This is a genomic window from Agrobacterium sp. 22-209-1, from assembly GCF_053522485.1.
Genome location: NZ_JBNWCH010000001.1, coordinates 145,368 through 162,057 on the forward strand (window position 1 = coordinate 145,368; position 16,690 = coordinate 162,057).

A 16,690-nucleotide genomic window follows, 5' to 3' on the forward strand; every position below is an offset into this window, starting at 1 on the left:
GACATGCCCGTTCCCGATTATGCATTGCTGCTTGACCCACCCGCTTTTCCCGCGGAGCGTTACGCCATTCTGGCTGATCGACTGGCAGCCTTGATGGGCACGGGCAACGACGTCCTTCTCATACAGGCGGAAGCCGTGCTGGCACTCGAGGCGGCGGCGACGAGCCTTGCCCGACCGGGTCTTAGAGCGCTCAACATCGTCACCAGCCCCTATGGCGCATGGTTCGGCGGCTGGCTCAATAGAGGCGGCGCGACGGTGCGCAACCTGACAACCAGTCCCGCAAAGCCGGTCACGCTGGAGGAGGTGGAGCGGGCGCTGAACGAGGGCCCGGACTTCGATCTTCTCGCCATCGTCCATGCGGAATCGGCAAGCGGCATTCTCAACCCCCTGCCCGCCATTGCCGCGCTCGCTCGGCAAAGGGGTATCGTGACCCTTGTCGACGCCGTGGCGTCCATCGGCGGCCATACCTTCGAGGTCGACCGGCTGGGCATCGATATCGCCGTCATCGGCCCGCAAAAGGCGCTGGCAGGCCCGGCCGGGGTTTCCGCCATTTCCATCAGTGAACGGGCGTGGGATCTATTTTCGCATGGTAGGGCGCTGGAAAACTCCATGCTCTCGCTTCTGGACCAGAAAAAACTCTGGCTCGATGCCGGCCGCGGCGCGCTGCCCGGAACGCCCGCTCCGCTGGAATTCTACGCGCTGGAGGCCGCCCTCGACAGGATAGAGGCGGAAGGTCTGGCATCCGCCAACGAACGCCACGAAAGAGCGGCGGCGGCCACCCGGAGCGGCATCAGGGCGCTCGGTATCCTGACCTGGGTGGAGGAGGCGCACGCCTCCGCCCTCGTTTCCACGGCGATCCTGCCGGATACCCTGGAAGCCGGAGATTTTCTCGCGGCTGCATCCAAAAAACAGGGCGCAGATCTTTCTTACGGTGTTGGCCCCGGCGCTGAACGACTGATAAGGCTCAATCACACCGGTCGGCGGGCGCATCCGGAGGCTGTGAAAGCCAATATCGCGGCCTTCGCCAGCGCCCTGAAAAGCCTCGGCCATGCCGCAGATACCGATTCCGCGCTGGAAGCGGCCGAAAAAACCTATTTTGACTCTCCTGCGAACAGCGTTCAACGCCCCTGATAAACGTTCATTGCGCCGAATCCTGCAGCGTTGAAATGTCAGTCACGGCATTGTCGTTAAAAATGGTAGACAAATTCCCCGGCCAATCTTGACGAAATCATGGCAACGCGCGAAACTTAACACACTGTTAACTCGCGTGAAGAAGGGAAATGGCCATGGTAGCAGGTTTCAACATGCTCTCCTTTGACCTCTTTGGCATCGGCCGAAGGATGCCCGTCGTCAAGGAGCGGGTGGAGACCGAGTTTCAGGACAAAACGCCGCGCAGACCCGACGACGAGTCGCACGATGACGACCGCGATCAGGAATATGAGCTGTTCTTCTGGTCGCTTTACCCGGTGATCTGACGCCTGCCTGGCAAGCTTTTAAACCATCGGCAAAATAGGTTTTCCGTTGCCTCATCGCTACGGGGCGCGTGGGCTACTGCGCCAGACAAGCGCCGTAACCTCGATATTTTCAGTTTACCATCAAACCAAACGAAAAGCGGCCCCGGGAAAACCTCGAGGCCGCGCAAATCCGACGATGGATGTTAATGGTTGTCGCGCGGCAGGCCCTTGGTCTGGGCAATGCGCTGGTACTTCACGGCCGGTTCCAGAACCGCGCCGGTTTCCATCTGGCTGACGATACCGCGCTGGATTTCCTGCCATGGCGTCTGGTGGTCGGGGAACTTGTAACCGCCCTCGGCGGAAAGCGCCTCGTAACGCTTCGCCAGTTCCTCGCCGGAAATCAGGATATCCGCCTTGCCGCGGCCGACATCGATGCGAACGCGGTCGCCCGTCTGCAGGATGGCGAGACCGCCGCCTGCCGCCGCTTCCGGTGAAGCGTTGAGGATGGACGGGCTGCCCGACGTGCCGGACTGGCGGCCATCGCCGATGCAGGGCAGCGAATTGACGCCTTCTTTGAGAAGATAATCCGGTGCGCGCATGTTCACCACTTCCGCCGCACCCGGGTAACCGATGGGACCGGCGCCGCGCATGAAGAGGATGGTATTGGCGTCGATCTTCAGCGACGGATCGTCGATGCGGTGATGGTAGTCCTCCGGACCGTCGAACACCACGGCACGGCCTTCGAAGGCTTCCGGATCGTTCGGGTTGGAGAGGTAACGGTTGCGGAACTCTTCCGAGATCACGCTCGTCTTCATGATGGCGGAGGAGAATAGGTTGCCCCGCAGAACGCGGAAGCCGGCGCGCTCCTTGAGCGGCTGCTCATAGGGGCGGATGACCTTCTCGTCTTCGATGATCGCGCCACGGCAATTGTCGCCGATGGTCTTGCCGTTGACCGTCATGGCGTCTTCCATGATCAGTCCCTGGGTCATCAGCTGGTTGACGACGGCGGGAACGCCACCCGCATGGTAATAATCCTCGCCCAGATATTCGCCGGCCGGCTGCAGGTTGACGAGCAGCGGCACGTCTTCGCCATAGGTCTGCCAGTCATCCACCGTCAGCTCGACGCCGACGTGGCGCGCAAGGCCGTTCAGGTGGATCGGCGCGTTGGTGGAGCCGCCGATGGCCGAGTTGACGCGGATGGCGTTGATGAAGGCGTCTTTGGTCATGATGTCGGAAGGCTTGAGGTCTTCCTTCACCATTTCGACGATGCGCAGGCCGGTAAGATAGGAGACTTCCTGACGGTCACGGTAAGGCGCCGGAATGGCGGCGGAGCCCGGAAGCTGCATGCCCAGCGCTTCGGCAAGCGAGTTCATGGTCGTTGCCGTGCCCATGGTGTTGCAATAACCGGTGGAGGGAGCCGACGAGGCGACGAGCTTGACGAAGCCCTGGTAATCGATCTCACCCTTCGCCAGCAGTTCGCGCGCCTTCCAGACGATGGTGCCGGAACCGGTGCGTTCGCCCCGGAACCAGCCGTTCAGCATGGGGCCGACGGAAAGGGCGATGGCCGGAATGTTGACGGTGGCCGCCGCCATGAGACAGGCAGGCGTGGTCTTGTCGCAGCCGATGGTCAGGACGACGCCGTCGAGCGGATAACCGTAAAGCACTTCCACGAGGCCGAGATAAGCGAGGTTGCGGTCAAGACCGGCGGTTGGGCGCTTACCGGTTTCCTGAATCGGATGCACGGGAAATTCAATCGCGATGCCGCCGGCTTCACGGATACCTTCACGCAGGCGGCTTGCCAGCTCCAGGTGGTGGCGGTTGCAGGGGGAAAGGTCGGAGCCCGTCTGCGCGATACCGATGATCGGGCGATCGGACTGCAGTTCGGCCTGGCTGAGACCGAAGTTCATGTAGCGCTCGAGATAAAGCGCCGTCATGTCCGCATTCGCGGGATTGTCAAACCACGCGCGCGAACGCAGCTTGCCCTGAGTTGCAGGAAGATTATCAGATGTCGTCATGATGCGGGTCTCCAGCCGGAAGTGGCCAACGGTAAAATATTACGAAATGCGACAAGCTTATGTTGCGCACAAGGAAAATGGAATCAGCGTTTCGGAGATCACGCATAACCGACAGAGTGAGCCCAGACGAGTGGCATCGAGCTGCACTTCGGCTTTAACCGAATATTTTTCGGCATTTACGCCCATCGCGGGATTACGCAACGGAATCTCCCTCCCTCTTTTGCCGACTAAATTTCGTCCCGGGGGCGCGAAAGTTCCGGCAAAAATCGCTTTCTTATTTGTATTACTATTAGATAAAATCATACGCTGTCAAGCGCGGCGACACCAGAAGGCGCGGCAGACAAGATCGTTCGAAACGATAAACTCGAATTAAACATCTAATTGATATTACAGGTTAAATGTTAAAATTTGCAAATGAATATCGTGCCCGAAAATTCAATTATTCGAAAATGCCTCTTTTCAAGAGTATTACTATATGCTCATAGTGTTGGCGTCACGCTGACATCATCTCTGGGAGGATTAAGATGAGAAAAGCTCTCGCGACAGTTACTGTCGCCGTTTCGCTGTGCCTTGCATCAAGTGTTTCCGCACAATCGCTGACCGTCGGCTTCTCGCAGATCGGTTCGGAATCCGGCTGGCGCGCGGCTGAAACCACCGTCACCAAGCAGCAGGCGGAGAAGCGCGGCGTCACGCTGAAATTCGCCGACGCGCAGCAGAAGCAGGAAAACCAGATCAAGGCCGTTCGCGGCTTCATTGCGCAGGGCGTCGATGCGATCCTGATTGCACCCGTCGTCGCAACGGGCTGGGACGCCGTGCTGAAGGAAGCCAAGGAAGAAAAAATCCCTGTCATCCTGCTCGACCGCCAGATAGAGGCTCCTGACGATCTTTACCTGACGGCCGTAACCTCCGATCAGGTTCACGAAGGCAAGGTTGCCGGCGACTGGCTGGTCAAGGACGTCGGCTCCAAGGATTGCAAGGTTGTGGAATTGCAGGGCACGACCGGCTCTTCGCCCGCCATCAACCGCAAGAAGGGTTTCGAAGAGGCCATCGCTTCCCACGCCAACATCAAGATCGTGCGCTCGCAGACGGGTGACTTCACCCGCACAAAGGGCAAGGAAGTGATGGAGAGCTTCATCAAGGCGGAAGGCGGCGGCAAGGACATCTGCGCTGTCTACGCCCACAATGACGACATGGCCGTTGGGGCGATCCAGGCGATCAAGGAAGCCGGCCTGAAACCCGGAACCGACATCAAGATCGTTTCCATCGACGCGGTGCCTGACATCTTCAAGGCCATGGCGGCCGGAGAAGCCAACGCCACCGTCGAACTCACGCCTGACATGGCGGGACCCGCTTTCGACGCCCTTGAAGCCTATCTGAAGGACAAGAAGGAGCCGCCGAAGTGGATTCAGACCGAATCCAAGCTCTACACGGCGTCCGATGACCCGATGAAGGTCTACGAGGCGAAGAAGGGCCTGGGCTACTAAGCCATTTCTTCGGGGAAACGGCGCAGGAGCTGCGCCGTTTCTTTCGGTTGTGAAACGACGGGCGAAAATCCGATACTGAATGATTTCATGGAGCGAGCGGGTGTGGCCTGCTTCTTCTCCCCGCCGGGGAGAAGGTCGCGGCAGCGGGATGAGGGGGCAAGCTCTCCGAAATCCGGCAATGTTTCCCCCCTCATCCGACCCTTCGGGCCACCTTCTCCCCGGCGGGGAGAAGAAACGAGCGGCCACCGCTCGCTTTATGTGATCATTCTGCGCCCTCGTGGCGAGACCCATTGCAATACGGAAACTGCTCAATGTCCGAAACGGCACCACTTCTGGAAGCACGCGCCATCGGTAAATCCTTTCTGGGTATAACGGCGCTCGACGGCGTTGATTTTTCGCTCGGACGTGGCGAGATCCACGCGCTTCTCGGCGAAAACGGCGCGGGCAAATCGACGCTCATCAAAATCCTGACCGGCGTTTATCACCGCGACAGCGGCTCGATCTTTCTGGAGGGCGCAGAAATTGCGCCCGCCAATGTCGGCGAGGCGCAGGCGCTCGGCATCGGCACCGTCTACCAGGAAGTGAACCTTCTCGAAAACCTGACGGTTGCGGAAAATCTCTTTCTTGGCCGCCAGCCCCACCGCTTCGGCATGATCGACCGCGCCTCAATGCAGAAGCAATCACAGGCGCTGCTGACGCAATATGGTCTTTCCATCGACGTCAACGCCCTGCTCTCCAGCTATTCCGTCGCCATCCGCCAGATCATTGCTATCGCCCGCGCCGTCGATCTTTCCGGCAAGGTGCTGGTGCTGGACGAGCCGACTGCCAGCCTCGACGCCCACGAGGTCGCAATGCTGTTCGGGGTGCTGAGAAACCTGCGCGCGCGCGGCATCGGCATCATCATCATCACCCATTTCCTCAATCAGGTCTATGATATTGCCGACCGCGTCACGGTTCTGCGCAATGGTCGCCTCGTCGGCACGCGCGATATCGGCAGTCTGCCGCGATCCGAACTCATTGCGATGATGCTAGGCCGCGAAATGCAGCACATCACCCAGGCACATCAGGCGGCGGACGATACCGTTATCGAGGGTGAACCCCCGATCCGTTTCGAAGGTTACGGCAAACGCGGCAGCATCGCCCCTTTCGATCTCGGCATCCGCCCAGGCGAGATCGTTGGCGTCGCCGGTCTCCTTGGCTCCGGCCGAACGGAAACCGCGTTTCTGCTGTTCGGTATTGATCGTCCCGATACCGGCAACGCGACGATAGACGGAAAACCGGTGGCGATTTCGTCGCCCGAGGCCGCGATAGCGGCCGGATTCGGCTTCTGTCCGGAAGAACGAAAGACAGACGGCATCATCGGCGACTTTTCCGTCACTGATAATATTGCGCTGGCGCTGCAGGCCCGGCAGGGCTGGGCACGGCCGCTCTCCCGCCGGCAAAAAGCGGAACTTGCCGAAAGCTTCATCAAATCGCTCGATATCCGTCCGGCCGACCCCGAACGGCCGATCAAATTCCTGTCCGGCGGCAATCAGCAGAAGGCCATTCTGGCGCGCTGGCTCGCCACCCATCCCCGGCTTCTGATCCTCGATGAGCCGACACGCGGCATCGATATCGGTGCGCATGCGGAAATCCTGAAAATGATCGAAAAACTCTGCAGCGAGGGCATGTCGCTCGTCGTCATCTCCTCCGAACTGGAAGAACTGACCGCCGTCGCCCATCGTGTCGTCGTATTGTCCGACCGCCGCCATGTCAGCGAATTGAAGGGCGGCGAATTGACCGCCGACAACATCATGCGAGCGATTGCCGATGCGGCGAAAACGGAGGCGGCATGATGGCAGCAATGACACGACGCTTCAAACGACTTGCTCCGCAGCTTGCCGCGCTCTTCATCATTCTGGCAGCGATTACAATCATTTCTCCGGGTTTCCTGCATGTTTCGTTCCAGAACGGCCGACTCTATGGCAGTCTGGTGGATATTCTCGTGCGCGCCGCTCCCGTGGCTCTGCTGACCATCGGCATGACGTTGGTCATAGCCACCAAGGGCATCGATCTTTCCATCGGCGCGGTCATCGCCATCTGCGGCGCGGTTGCGGCCACGCTGATCAGCAATGGCCATTCCATTCCCTCGGTCATCGTCATCTCACTTGCGGTGGGCATTGCCTGCGGCCTGTGGAACGGCGTGCTGGTCGCCCTTCTTGACATTCAGCCGATTATTGCCACCCTGATCCTGATGGTGGCGGGACGCGGCATCGCCCAGCTCATCACCGAAGGCGTCATTCTCACCTTCAACAATGACAGCTTCGCCGCCATCGGCTCCGGCTCGTTCGCAGGCATCCCGCTGCCCGTCATCGTCTGGGTGGCGGCGGCGCTGTTGATCGGCCTTCTGGTGCGCAAGAGCGCGCTTGGTTTCCTGATCGAGGCGACCGGCATCAATCGCCGCGCCGCAGCTCTTGCCGGAGTTCAGGCGCGCTTCCTCTTGTTCTTCGTCTATGCCGTTTCCGGCCTCTGCGCGGCCATCGCCGGCATGATCGTGACCGCAGATATTCGCGGCGCGGATGCGAACAATGCCGGCCTGTGGCTGGAGCTGGACGCCATATTGGCGGTAGTCATCGGCGGCGGCTCTCTGAATGGCGGGCGCTTCTCCATTACCGCCTCGTTGATCGGCGCGCTCATCATCCAGACCATCAATACCGGCATCCTCGTCTCGGGCTTTCCGCCGGAATTCAACCTCATCATCAAGGCCGGCATCATCATGGTCGTGCTGACGCTGCAATCGCCGGCAATCATCACGGTGCTGGGCTTCGTCAGACCACCCAAGCCAAACGCTAAACCGGCCGCCGCCGATGGCATGACCAAGGAAGGAACCGCGCGATGATCCACAGCCGCAACCTGCCCTTCCTCACCACGCTGACGATCTTCGTGGTCGCCTATTTCCTCTGCGTGCTGCAATATCCGGCGATGTTCTCGACACGGGTGATAGGTAATCTTCTGACAGACAACGCCTTTCTCGGCATCGCGGCCGTCGGCATGACCTTCGTCATCCTGTCGGGCGGCATCGATCTCTCCATCGGCTCGGTCATCGCCTTTACCAGCGTCTTCGTAGCCGTGATGGTCGGCACCTATAATATCCATCCGCTGCTCGCCTTCGCCATCGTGCTGGCGGTCTCGACGCTGTTCGGTTGCCTGATGGGGGCGATGATCCGCTTCCTGTCGATCCCGCCTTTCGTGGTGACGCTGGCCGGCATGTTTTTGGCGCGTGGCGCGGCTTACCTCATCTCCACCCAGTCTGTGCCGATCTCGCATCCCTTCATCGATGCGATACAGGGCTTTTATTATCGCTTTCCCGGCGGCGGCAGGCTGACGGCACTGGCCATGCTGATGCTCCTCGTTTTTGCGGCGGGCATGTTGATCGCCAGCCGCACCCGCTTCGGCGCCAATGTCTACGCGCTTGGCGGCAACCCGCAATCGGCAGAGCTGATGGGCGTGCCGATCGGAGCGACGACCATCGGCATCTATGCGCTTTCCGGTTTCCTCTCCGGCCTCGCCGGTATCGTCTACACGCTCTACACCTCTTCGGGTTATTCGCTGGCGACGGTGGGGGTGGAACTCGACGCCATCGCCGCCGTCGTCATTGGCGGCACGCTTTTGACCGGCGGCACGGGGTTGGTGGCAGGAACCTTCATCGGCCTTCTGATACAGGGGCTGATCCAGACCTACATCGTTTTTGACGGAACGCTTTCTTCCTGGTGGACGAAAATCGTCATCGGTGTGCTGCTTTTCATCTTCATCGTGTTGCAGCGCGCAATCATCTGGTATTCAAACAGGAGACTGGCCGGACCGCATCCGGCATAATTGCCAAGGGAGGCTTGCTTGGGGCTGCTCGAAACGACGATTAGCGGGCGAAAACGCCGGAACAGCCACGCCCATGTGGTTTCCGAACTCGGCAGCGCCATCGTTTCGGGCAGAATTGCGGAAGGCTCCCTGCTGCCCAACGACGCGGAGCTTTCCATGCGCTTCGGCGTCTCGCGAACAGTGCTGCGCGAGACGATGAAGACGCTGGCGGCGAAGCGACTGGTGGAGCCCAAAGCGAAGGTCGGCACCCGCGTTCTCGACCGTTCGAGCTGGAACTTCTTCGATCCGGATGTACTGGGCTGGCGCTGCGAGGCCGGCATAGACCAGGAATTCGTCAAGCATCTGGCGGAAATCCGCCTGGCGCTGGAACCGGCGGCGGCAGCCGCAGCGGCCCTACAGGCCTCCAATGACGACATCGTGTCCCTCTATGTCATCGCCGCCAAATTCGACAATCCGAAACATACGCCCGAAAGCATCGCCAAAGTCGATCTCGAATTCCACCTTGCCGTGGCGCATATGTCCGGCAATCCCTTCATGCGCTCGGCAAGCGGCCTGATTGAAGCCGCGCTGGCCATCTCCTTCCAGCTGTCGTCGCCAGCCGCTTCGACGGGCACCATCGCCGAAATCGCCTCCAACCATCTGCGCATCGTGCATGCAATTGCGGCGCGTGACGCGGATGCGGCGGTAAAGGCTATGCGTCACGTGATCGAGGTCGGCAAGGACCGCACGCAGAACGCGATCAAGACGGTTTAGAGCCCCCTCCGGCACGGAACCACAGTGGCCCGCTTCGCAGGCCGCTCTTCACGCAGCACGTGACATCCAGGCGTTTTCATGCCATAAAATCAAAATTCCTTAACCGATCGTCCGAATTTTAAGAGCTGCCATGAATGATGCCCTGACCGAGATGCTGCGTGGCCTGAGACTGGACGGTGTGGAATACGGCCGTTGCCGCATGGCGACACCCTGGGCGACGGCTTTTCCCGAACAGGACGCCGCACGGTTTCATTTCATCGGCGTCGGTCAGGCGAAACTGCAGAAGCCTTCCGGCGAATGGCAGACGCTCAAATGCGGCGATGCCGTGCTTCTGCCCAGGGGTCACGCCCATGTGCTTGCCAGCGGCGAGAATGTGACGCCCTCTCCCTTTGACCGGTTTGGCAAAAAGGAAGTTTGCCAGGGCATTTTTGATATGGAATGCGCCAGCGCGGGCGGCGATACCGTGGCCTTTACCGCCTCGATGCGGTTCAATATGGATAATCTGCACCCGCTGTTGCAGCTGATGCCGGATGTGATGCTGACCAGCGATCTGGCCAAAAGCGACCCGGCAATTCCCCATCTCTTGGACGCCATGGCGCGCGAGGTGGAGCTGAACCGCGTCGGCGCAGGCGGTATTCTGGCAAGGCTTGCCGATGTGCTGACCGCAACCCTGATCCGCACATGGGTGGAACATGGCTGCGGCGATTCCAGCGGCTGGCTGGCCGCCGTGCGCAATCCCGAACTCGGCCGGGTACTGGCCGCCATTCATCTCAACCCAGAAAAAGACTGGAGCGTGGAAGAACTCGCCTCGCTTATGGGTGCATCCCGTTCCAGTTTCGCGGAACGCTTCACCCGCATAGTGGGCGAAAGCCCGGCGCGTTATGTGGTGCGCGTACGCATGCATCAGGCACGGCTCTGGCTGCGCGAAGGCATGCGCGTGACGGTGGCGGCAGAAAAGCTCGGTTACGATTCCGAAGCCTCCTTCAGCCGGGCCTTCAAACGGGTGCTCGGTGCGCCACCGAGCCAGTTTCGCAGGAAAGATGCGGCCGGGTTGGAAGATGCGGCTTAAAAGCTTCTCAGTGGAAATTGCGTGAAATGACCTTTATCCGCTCGACCGTGTCATCATTCTCCAAGACAGGTTGGGGACGTTTGCGGAACGCGCGATGATCCTCCGGCGGCGTGCCATGGTGGAACTCGTCGCCACGCCCATGCGGCAGGGGAAAGGCGCGGTTGCGCTCGCCCACACTTGCCAGTGCCTCTGACAGATCGGTCAGCCGGTGGGCGACCAGATGCACCACCTCGCCTTCCCGCTGGATCTTGCCGTAAATGCCGACCATGCCGGCCGACAGCACCACGCGCCGGTATTTTTCGAAGGTCTTGACCCAAAGGACGGCATTGGCGATGCCCGTCTCATCCTCCAGCGTCATGAAGATCACGCCCTTTGCCGAACCGGGGCGCTGGCGCACCAGCACCAGACCGGCCGTTTCCAGCCATGTGCCATCCCGCACACGCGCCGCCTCCGCGCAGGTGACTATGCGGCGGCGGGAAAGATCGCGCCGCAGAAAGGTCATGGGATGTTCGCGCAGGGTCAGTCCCACATGCCCGTAATCCTGCACCACTTCACCGCCATCCGTCATGGGCCTGAGCGCGACGGCGGGTTCTTGAAGTTCGTCCACGACAGTGTTTTCCCGGCTGGCGGCGGCGGCAAAAAGCGGCAGCGGCTCATCCCTCAGAGCCTTGATGGCCCAGAGCGCCTCGCGTCTGGCAAGCGAAAGCGACGGCAGAAAGGCATCGGCCTCAGCTAGGCAGACTAGGGCGGCGGTCGGAACGCCCGCCCTTCGCCAGAGATCGTCCACCGAGGCAAAAGGCCGGTCCTGCCGGGCGGCGACGATATCGGCAGCGTGCTTGTTGGCAAGCCCCTTCACCAGACGCATGCCGAGCCGCACGGCATAACGCTCCTTGCCATTTACATCTCGTTTGCCCGTCGGCTCCAGCGTGCAATCGAAGCGGCTGTTATTGACGCAGACTGGGCGCACCTCCACGCCATGATCACGCGCATCTCGCACGATCTGCGCCGGGGCATAAAAACCCATGGGCTGCGAATTGAGAAGCGCCGTACAGAAAATATCTGGATAATGGCATTTCAGCCATGAGGAGGCATAGGCAATCAGCGCGAAGGAAGCCGCATGGCTTTCAGGGAAACCGTAGCTGCCGAAACCTTCGAGCTGTTTGAAGATACGTTCGGCGAATTCTTTCTCATAACCGCGCTCCACCATGCCATCGATCAGATCCTGCCTGAATTTGGAGATGGTACCGACATTCTTGAAGGTTGCCATGGCGCGGCGCAACTGATCCGCCTTGCCGGGTGAAAAACCGGCGCATTCGATTGCGACACGCATGGCCTGTTCCTGAAACAGCGGCACACCGAGCGTCTTGCCGAGCACCCCTCTCAATTCCTCTTTAGGGTAATGCTCTTTCTCTTTCCCATCACGGCGGCGCAGATAAGGATGCACCATATCGCCCTGAATGGGGCCGGGGCGAACAATCGCGACCTGTATGACGAGATCGTAAAATATCTTCGGCTTCAACCGCGGTAGCATCGACATCTGCGCCCGGCTTTCGATCTGGAAGGTACCAAGCGTATCGGCCTTCTGGATCATCTCATAGGTGGGATCGTCATCCTGCGGCACGGTAGCGAGATCGTACTTATCACCGGTACGTTCTTCCAGCATGTTGAAGCCGCGCTTCATGCAGGAGAGCATGCCGAGCGCCAGACAGTCCATTTTCATGAACCTCATGATATCGACATCATCCTTATCCCATTCGATGATCTGCCGTTTGTCCATGGCAGCAGGTTCGATCGGCACCAACTCGTCCAACCGGTCATGGGTCAGAACAAAGCCGCCCGGATGCTGGCTATGGTGGCGCGGCGTACCAACAAGCTGGTTGGCAAGCTCGAATGCAAGTTTCAGGCGGCGGTCCTCCATATTGAGGTTCAGCTCCTTGAGCTGCTTCTCATCCACCCCTTCGCTCCAGCGCCAGACCTGTGAGGATAGCAGTTTCGTCAAATCTTCGGGCAGACCCAGAACCTTGCCGACATCGCGCAACGCCCCGCGGCCGCGATAACGGGTGACGACCGAGCACAGCGCGGCCTTGTCGCGACCATAGGTATCATAGACCCACTGGATGACCTCCTCGCGCCGCTGATGTTCGAAATCCACATCGATATCCGGCGGTTCGCGTCGCTCCTCGGAAACGAAACGTTCGAACAGGAGATCGACCTTGACGGGATCGATGGCGGTAATGCCAAGCACGTAACACACCACCGAATTGGCGGCCGAGCCGCGTCCCTGACAGAGAATATCCAGCGAGCGTGCATGGCGAACGATAGCATTCACCGTCAGGAAATAGGGAGCATATTCCAGCCTGCCGATCAGGCCAAGTTCGTGATGCAAAGCCTTTTCCACCTTATCCGGCAAACCATCCGGATACCGCCCCGGCGCCGCCTCCCACACCATCTTTTCCAGCGCCTGCTGCGCCGTCAGCCCCGGCAGGCTACGCTCTTCGGGATATTGGTAGACCAGTTCTTTCAGCGAAAATTTGCAGCGTTTCGCAATTTCAAGGCTGCGGGAGAGCGCCTCGGGGTAACGGGCGAACAGCCGGTGCATCTCTTCCGGCGGTTTCATATAACGGTCGGCATGGCGCTCGCGGCGGAACCCCGCCTCATCGATGGTGCAATTGTGCCGGATACAGGTGACGACATCCTGCAGCATGCGGCGCTCGGGCACATGAAACAGCACGTCATTGGTCACCACGGTCGGCACCCCTGCGGCTAGCGCCATCTTCGACAGTTCGAAAAGCCGCATCTGGTCGTTGGGCCGCCTTCTGAGACTGAGCGCCATATAGGCGCGGTCGAAAAAAGCAGCCTTGAGCCGGCGCAGGCGAAGCGCGCAGAGATCGTCGGCCAGATCGGCGAGCAGCACGACGATCAGTCCTTCGCCATAGGTGACGAGATCGTCCCATGTCAGCCGGCATTTGCCCTTGCCGCCTCTTTTTTTGCCAACGGAAAGCAGCCGGCAAAGACGGCCGTAGGCCTGGCGATCCATGGGATAGGCGAGCACGGAAATATCGTCATCCAGATCGAGCCGGCAGCCGATGACGAGGCGGACGCCATGATTATTGGCGGCTTCGTAAGCGCGGGGAATGCCCGCAAGGCTGTTGCGATCCACGATACCGAGCGCCTCGATGCCAAGATTTTTGGCCTGTTCGAAAAGCTCCTCGCAGGAGCTGGCCCCGCGCAGGAAGGAAAAATGCGTGGTCACCTGCAGCTCGGCATAACGCGGCGTACTCATGCGAAGACCCCGTGGATGAACCATCCTTGCGAACCGGTCTCGGCATGTTCGCCGTCGCCGGAGCGGAAAATCCAGAAGCGCTCGCCGCTTTCATTTTCCACCGTGAAATAATCGCGTACGGCGGCCTTTTCCCGGTCGCGTTTCCACCACTCGCCAAACACGCGCTCCGGCCCGTCGGCGCGTCGCACATTGTGGCGCACGCCTTTCCAGAGGAAATAACGCGGCGGATGGTCCGGCAGCAGCGCCAGCGTTTCGATGGGTTCCGGCCTTGCAAAAAGCCTGACCGGACGCGGCCAGTGGCCAGGCCAGCCGAGCCTATCTTCTGGCGCAAGCGCCGCAACGGGGGTAAGGGAGCGTTCCGGCACATCGCTCGCCACCGCCGCGTAACGATAGACCCTGTGGCCACGATTGAGGATGACATCGACCGTATCGGCGATGTCCGCACGCCCCTCCTCCAGAAGCGAGGATCGAGCCTGTGCGGCGAGAAGCGGTTCGGCATGGGTGGCGGTCAGCGCCATCATCTCGATGCCGAAGCCGGGATCGATGGTGTCAATACGGTCGGTCAGAAGCCGAACCAGCTGTTTGACATCGCGCACCGGTCTTGATGTGCCCGCCCTTATGGCCTGCAGACCACTATCGACCCTGTGCAGCACCAGATCGACCCGGCGAGCACCAAGACCGCGCTTTTCCAGCGCGGCGCAAAGGTCGACAACGAGCTTCTGCGTATAACGGGCAATCGTCTCCGCTGCTGCGATGGGTTCAGGAAAGGCGCGCCGCACCTCCACCAGCTCGGCCACCCGCACCGGTTCGATGGGTTCGCCGATCTCTCCGAAAGCCTGCGAGAGACGACGGACAAGCTCGGGGCCGAAACGCAGGGTCAGCGGCGCGCGCGGGGCTTCGGCAAGCTCACCGATGCTGCGGAAGCCGAGCACTTTCAGCCCGGAAACGATACGCTCCTCCAGCCTCAGCGCAGAAAGCGGCAGGCCGCTGATCGCCGCTCTCTGGCTACCCGGCGGTATGATGCTGATTTCCTCACGGCTGAAACGTGCCAGCGCATGAGCCGCCCCCCAGCTATCGGCAATGGCGGCGCGGGCGGCAAAGCCTGCGGCATGCAGGCGGTTGACCATGCCGCTCAGCATCAGCGTCTCATTGCCGTGCAGATGGTCAGCACCCGCTGTGTCCAGCACCAGCCCGTCCGGCGGGTCGGCAGCGACAATGGGGGCGTAGATGCGTAAAAAATGAAAGGCCAGTTGCTCAAGGGCGCGGGCATCACCAGCCGAGTCCAGATCTTCCATAAGAAGACCCGGCACCAGCGCCTGCGCCTTGCTGACCGGCGTGCCGGGGCGGATGCCCGCCGCCTTTGCCGCCTTGTCGAGCGCCAGCACCAGCCGGCGGCTGCCCTGGCGGCCAATCATGACCAGCGGCTTTTCAGCCGGCGGCGCGTTCTGCCCCGAAAGACGCCGGAAGCGATCCGTCGGCCATGTCGGCAGGTAGAGCGAGACGACCCTTTGCATCACAGGCTTCCACTTCAAATTCGGCGCTTTCGCCGCCGCGACATCGCAAGAGTTCAAGAAACCAGCGCGGCCTGCCCACCCCCGGCACCGGCAAAGGCGAAGAGGGCCGCACGGAAATCCGCCAGCGTGTAACGGACGCGGTCGGCTCGCCGAACAGCGCCGCATCGGCCGGACGCCTGAAACGGCGGATGGCGATGCCGGTAACGCCAGAGGTTTCCGCCGTCAGCTGCAGCCGCCGCGAGGCGTTCATCGGCAATTTCGCCAGTTCGCCCATCACCGCGCCGAAACCATTGCAGCGTAGGCCCTCCTCGAAACAATCGAGCACGCCTTTCTCATCGCGGCATTCAACGATGATGAGCCGGTTCTGCGATAGGCCCGCCTGCGTCAGCCCCGGCATGAACAGGTCCCGTCGGGTGACACACCATAAAACCTTGCCGGAAAGCCTTGCCGCCACACCGGCCGCAAAAAGGGCAGCCGCCGCGCCATCGACAGCGCCATTGCCGCCGCCGCTCACCTCATGCAGGCAGCCGAGCTTTAGCCCGCCTCCCGGCAGGTGATGGTCGAGGGCATCCACGCCGAAAGGCAAAGTCTCGTGCAGGCGCGGAGCGCCGTTACCGATCCTTTCCAGCCTTTCACGCAGCTCTTCGACAAGGAGCAACTGATCCGCGCGCTTTTGCATGGCATGACAGGTTTCAATTCCGGTTATTCATCTTAATTGTTCTTGTTTTGTTCCTATTTCGGTAAAGAGTCAAGCAACAGGTTGGCGCTCTTCAACAGTTTGCACGGGAAGAGAGGATTCCGGCCTTGCGGCGCTCTGCCCCATCGTTAAAACGGAATTGTCCGCTCGCCGCCTGTTTCCCCCCGACAGCGGCAGGCAACGGACATCATGGTTTGGAGGAACCACCGATGATCGCCAGCATCTTGATTGCCGTGGTTGCGGCGATTCATATCTACATCGTCATTCTGGAAATGCTGCTGTGGGAAAAGCCGGCCGGCCGAAAAGCCTTTGGTCTCTCGGCGGATTTCGCCCGGCAGACAAAAGTGCTTGCCGCCAATCAGGGGCTTTATAACGGCTTTCTCGCAGCCGGGCTGATCTATGGGCTCACACAGGGCGATGACGGGCTCAGCTTCAAGGTTTTCTTCCTGACTTGCGTTCTGATCGCCGGTATTTTCGGCGCGATCACTGCCAATATGAAGATCCTGTTCATTCAGGCATTGCCGGCATTGTTTGCGCTCGGCTTCCTCTGGCTTGGAGCATGACCT

The 16,690-nt window shown here is 60.5% G+C and carries 13 protein-coding genes; 9 read left to right on the forward strand and 4 right to left on the reverse strand.

Annotated elements, in window-relative coordinates; translation table 11 throughout:
• Nucleotides 1–3 precede the first annotated feature (3 nt).
• On the forward strand, nucleotides 4–1,131 hold the full coding sequence (locus ACQZ48_RS00685) for a pyridoxal-phosphate-dependent aminotransferase family protein (protein ID WP_448728358.1): 1,128 nt from the start codon (nucleotides 4–6) through the stop codon (nucleotides 1,129–1,131).
• A gap of 149 nt (nucleotides 1,132–1,280) precedes the next feature.
• Nucleotides 1,281–1,475 carry a hypothetical protein gene (locus ACQZ48_RS00690; protein WP_162927625.1) on the forward strand — a complete coding sequence of 65 codons (195 nt, stop codon included), beginning with the start codon at nucleotides 1,281–1,283 and terminating at the stop codon, nucleotides 1,473–1,475.
• Nucleotides 1,476–1,657: 182 nt separating this feature from the next.
• Here ACQZ48_RS00690 and ACQZ48_RS00695 read toward each other — a convergent pair whose 3' ends face one another.
• The gene (locus ACQZ48_RS00695) at nucleotides 1,658–3,469 is read right to left on the reverse strand and encodes an IlvD/Edd family dehydratase (protein WP_269824117.1); all 1,812 of its coding nucleotides are present in this window, start codon (nucleotides 3,467–3,469) and stop codon (nucleotides 1,658–1,660) included.
• 524 nt (nucleotides 3,470–3,993) lie between these two features.
• Between ACQZ48_RS00695 and ytfQ the strand changes: the two genes are divergently transcribed.
• The 6 genes from ytfQ (at nucleotide 3,994) to ACQZ48_RS00725 (ending at nucleotide 10,630) form a co-directional block, all read left to right on the forward strand.
• Nucleotides 3,994–4,953 (forward strand): galactofuranose ABC transporter, galactofuranose-binding protein YtfQ, encoded by a 960-nt coding sequence (ytfQ, locus tag ACQZ48_RS00700; RefSeq protein ID WP_137411691.1) that lies wholly within the window; start codon nucleotides 3,994–3,996, stop codon nucleotides 4,951–4,953.
• 311 nt (nucleotides 4,954–5,264) lie between these two features.
• A complete protein-coding gene (locus ACQZ48_RS00705) occupies nucleotides 5,265–6,788 on the forward strand; it encodes a sugar ABC transporter ATP-binding protein (protein WP_448728359.1) in 1,524 nt (507 codons plus the stop codon).
• Nucleotides 6,785–7,831 (forward strand): ABC transporter permease, encoded by a 1,047-nt coding sequence (locus ACQZ48_RS00710; RefSeq protein ID WP_137411689.1) that lies wholly within the window; start codon nucleotides 6,785–6,787, stop codon nucleotides 7,829–7,831. The genes ACQZ48_RS00705 and ACQZ48_RS00710 overlap by 4 nt, the downstream gene beginning before the upstream one ends.
• Complete coding sequence (gene yjfF, locus ACQZ48_RS00715) at nucleotides 7,828–8,808, forward strand: galactofuranose ABC transporter, permease protein YjfF (protein ID WP_077984269.1); 981 nt, start codon at nucleotides 7,828–7,830, stop codon at nucleotides 8,806–8,808. Before ACQZ48_RS00710 ends, yjfF begins: the two co-directional genes overlap by 4 nt.
• Before the next feature lie 18 nt (nucleotides 8,809–8,826).
• Nucleotides 8,827–9,561, forward strand: coding sequence for a FadR/GntR family transcriptional regulator (locus ACQZ48_RS00720; protein ID WP_077984270.1), 735 nt, complete (start codon nucleotides 8,827–8,829; stop codon nucleotides 9,559–9,561).
• 130 nt (nucleotides 9,562–9,691) lie between these two features.
• Nucleotides 9,692–10,630 carry an AraC family transcriptional regulator gene (locus ACQZ48_RS00725; RefSeq protein ID WP_077984271.1) on the forward strand — a complete coding sequence of 313 codons (939 nt, stop codon included), beginning with the start codon at nucleotides 9,692–9,694 and terminating at the stop codon, nucleotides 10,628–10,630.
• A gap of 7 nt (nucleotides 10,631–10,637) precedes the next feature.
• On the opposite strand, the gene ACQZ48_RS00730 is transcribed toward ACQZ48_RS00725, so the two are convergent.
• From ACQZ48_RS00730 to ACQZ48_RS00740, 3 genes are read right to left on the reverse strand one after another with little or no spacing between them, the layout of a single operon-like run.
• Nucleotides 10,638–13,913, reverse strand: coding sequence for an error-prone DNA polymerase (locus tag ACQZ48_RS00730; RefSeq protein ID WP_448728360.1), 3,276 nt, complete (start codon nucleotides 13,911–13,913; stop codon nucleotides 10,638–10,640).
• Nucleotides 13,910–15,427, reverse strand: a complete 1,518-nt coding sequence (locus ACQZ48_RS00735; protein WP_448728361.1) for a Y-family DNA polymerase — start codon at nucleotides 15,425–15,427, stop codon at nucleotides 13,910–13,912. The genes ACQZ48_RS00730 and ACQZ48_RS00735 overlap by 4 nt, the downstream gene beginning before the upstream one ends.
• Complete coding sequence (locus tag ACQZ48_RS00740) at nucleotides 15,342–16,106, reverse strand: ImuA family protein (protein WP_448728362.1); 765 nt, start codon at nucleotides 16,104–16,106, stop codon at nucleotides 15,342–15,344. Before ACQZ48_RS00740 ends, ACQZ48_RS00735 begins: the two co-directional genes overlap by 86 nt.
• Nucleotides 16,107–16,333: 227 nt before the next feature.
• Here ACQZ48_RS00740 and ACQZ48_RS00745 point away from each other — a divergent pair, with 227 nt between their 5' ends.
• Entirely contained in the window at nucleotides 16,334–16,687 is a 354-nt protein-coding gene (locus ACQZ48_RS00745; protein WP_077984274.1) for a DUF1304 domain-containing protein, read from the forward strand.
• The last annotated feature ends 3 nt before the right edge of the window (nucleotides 16,688–16,690 follow it).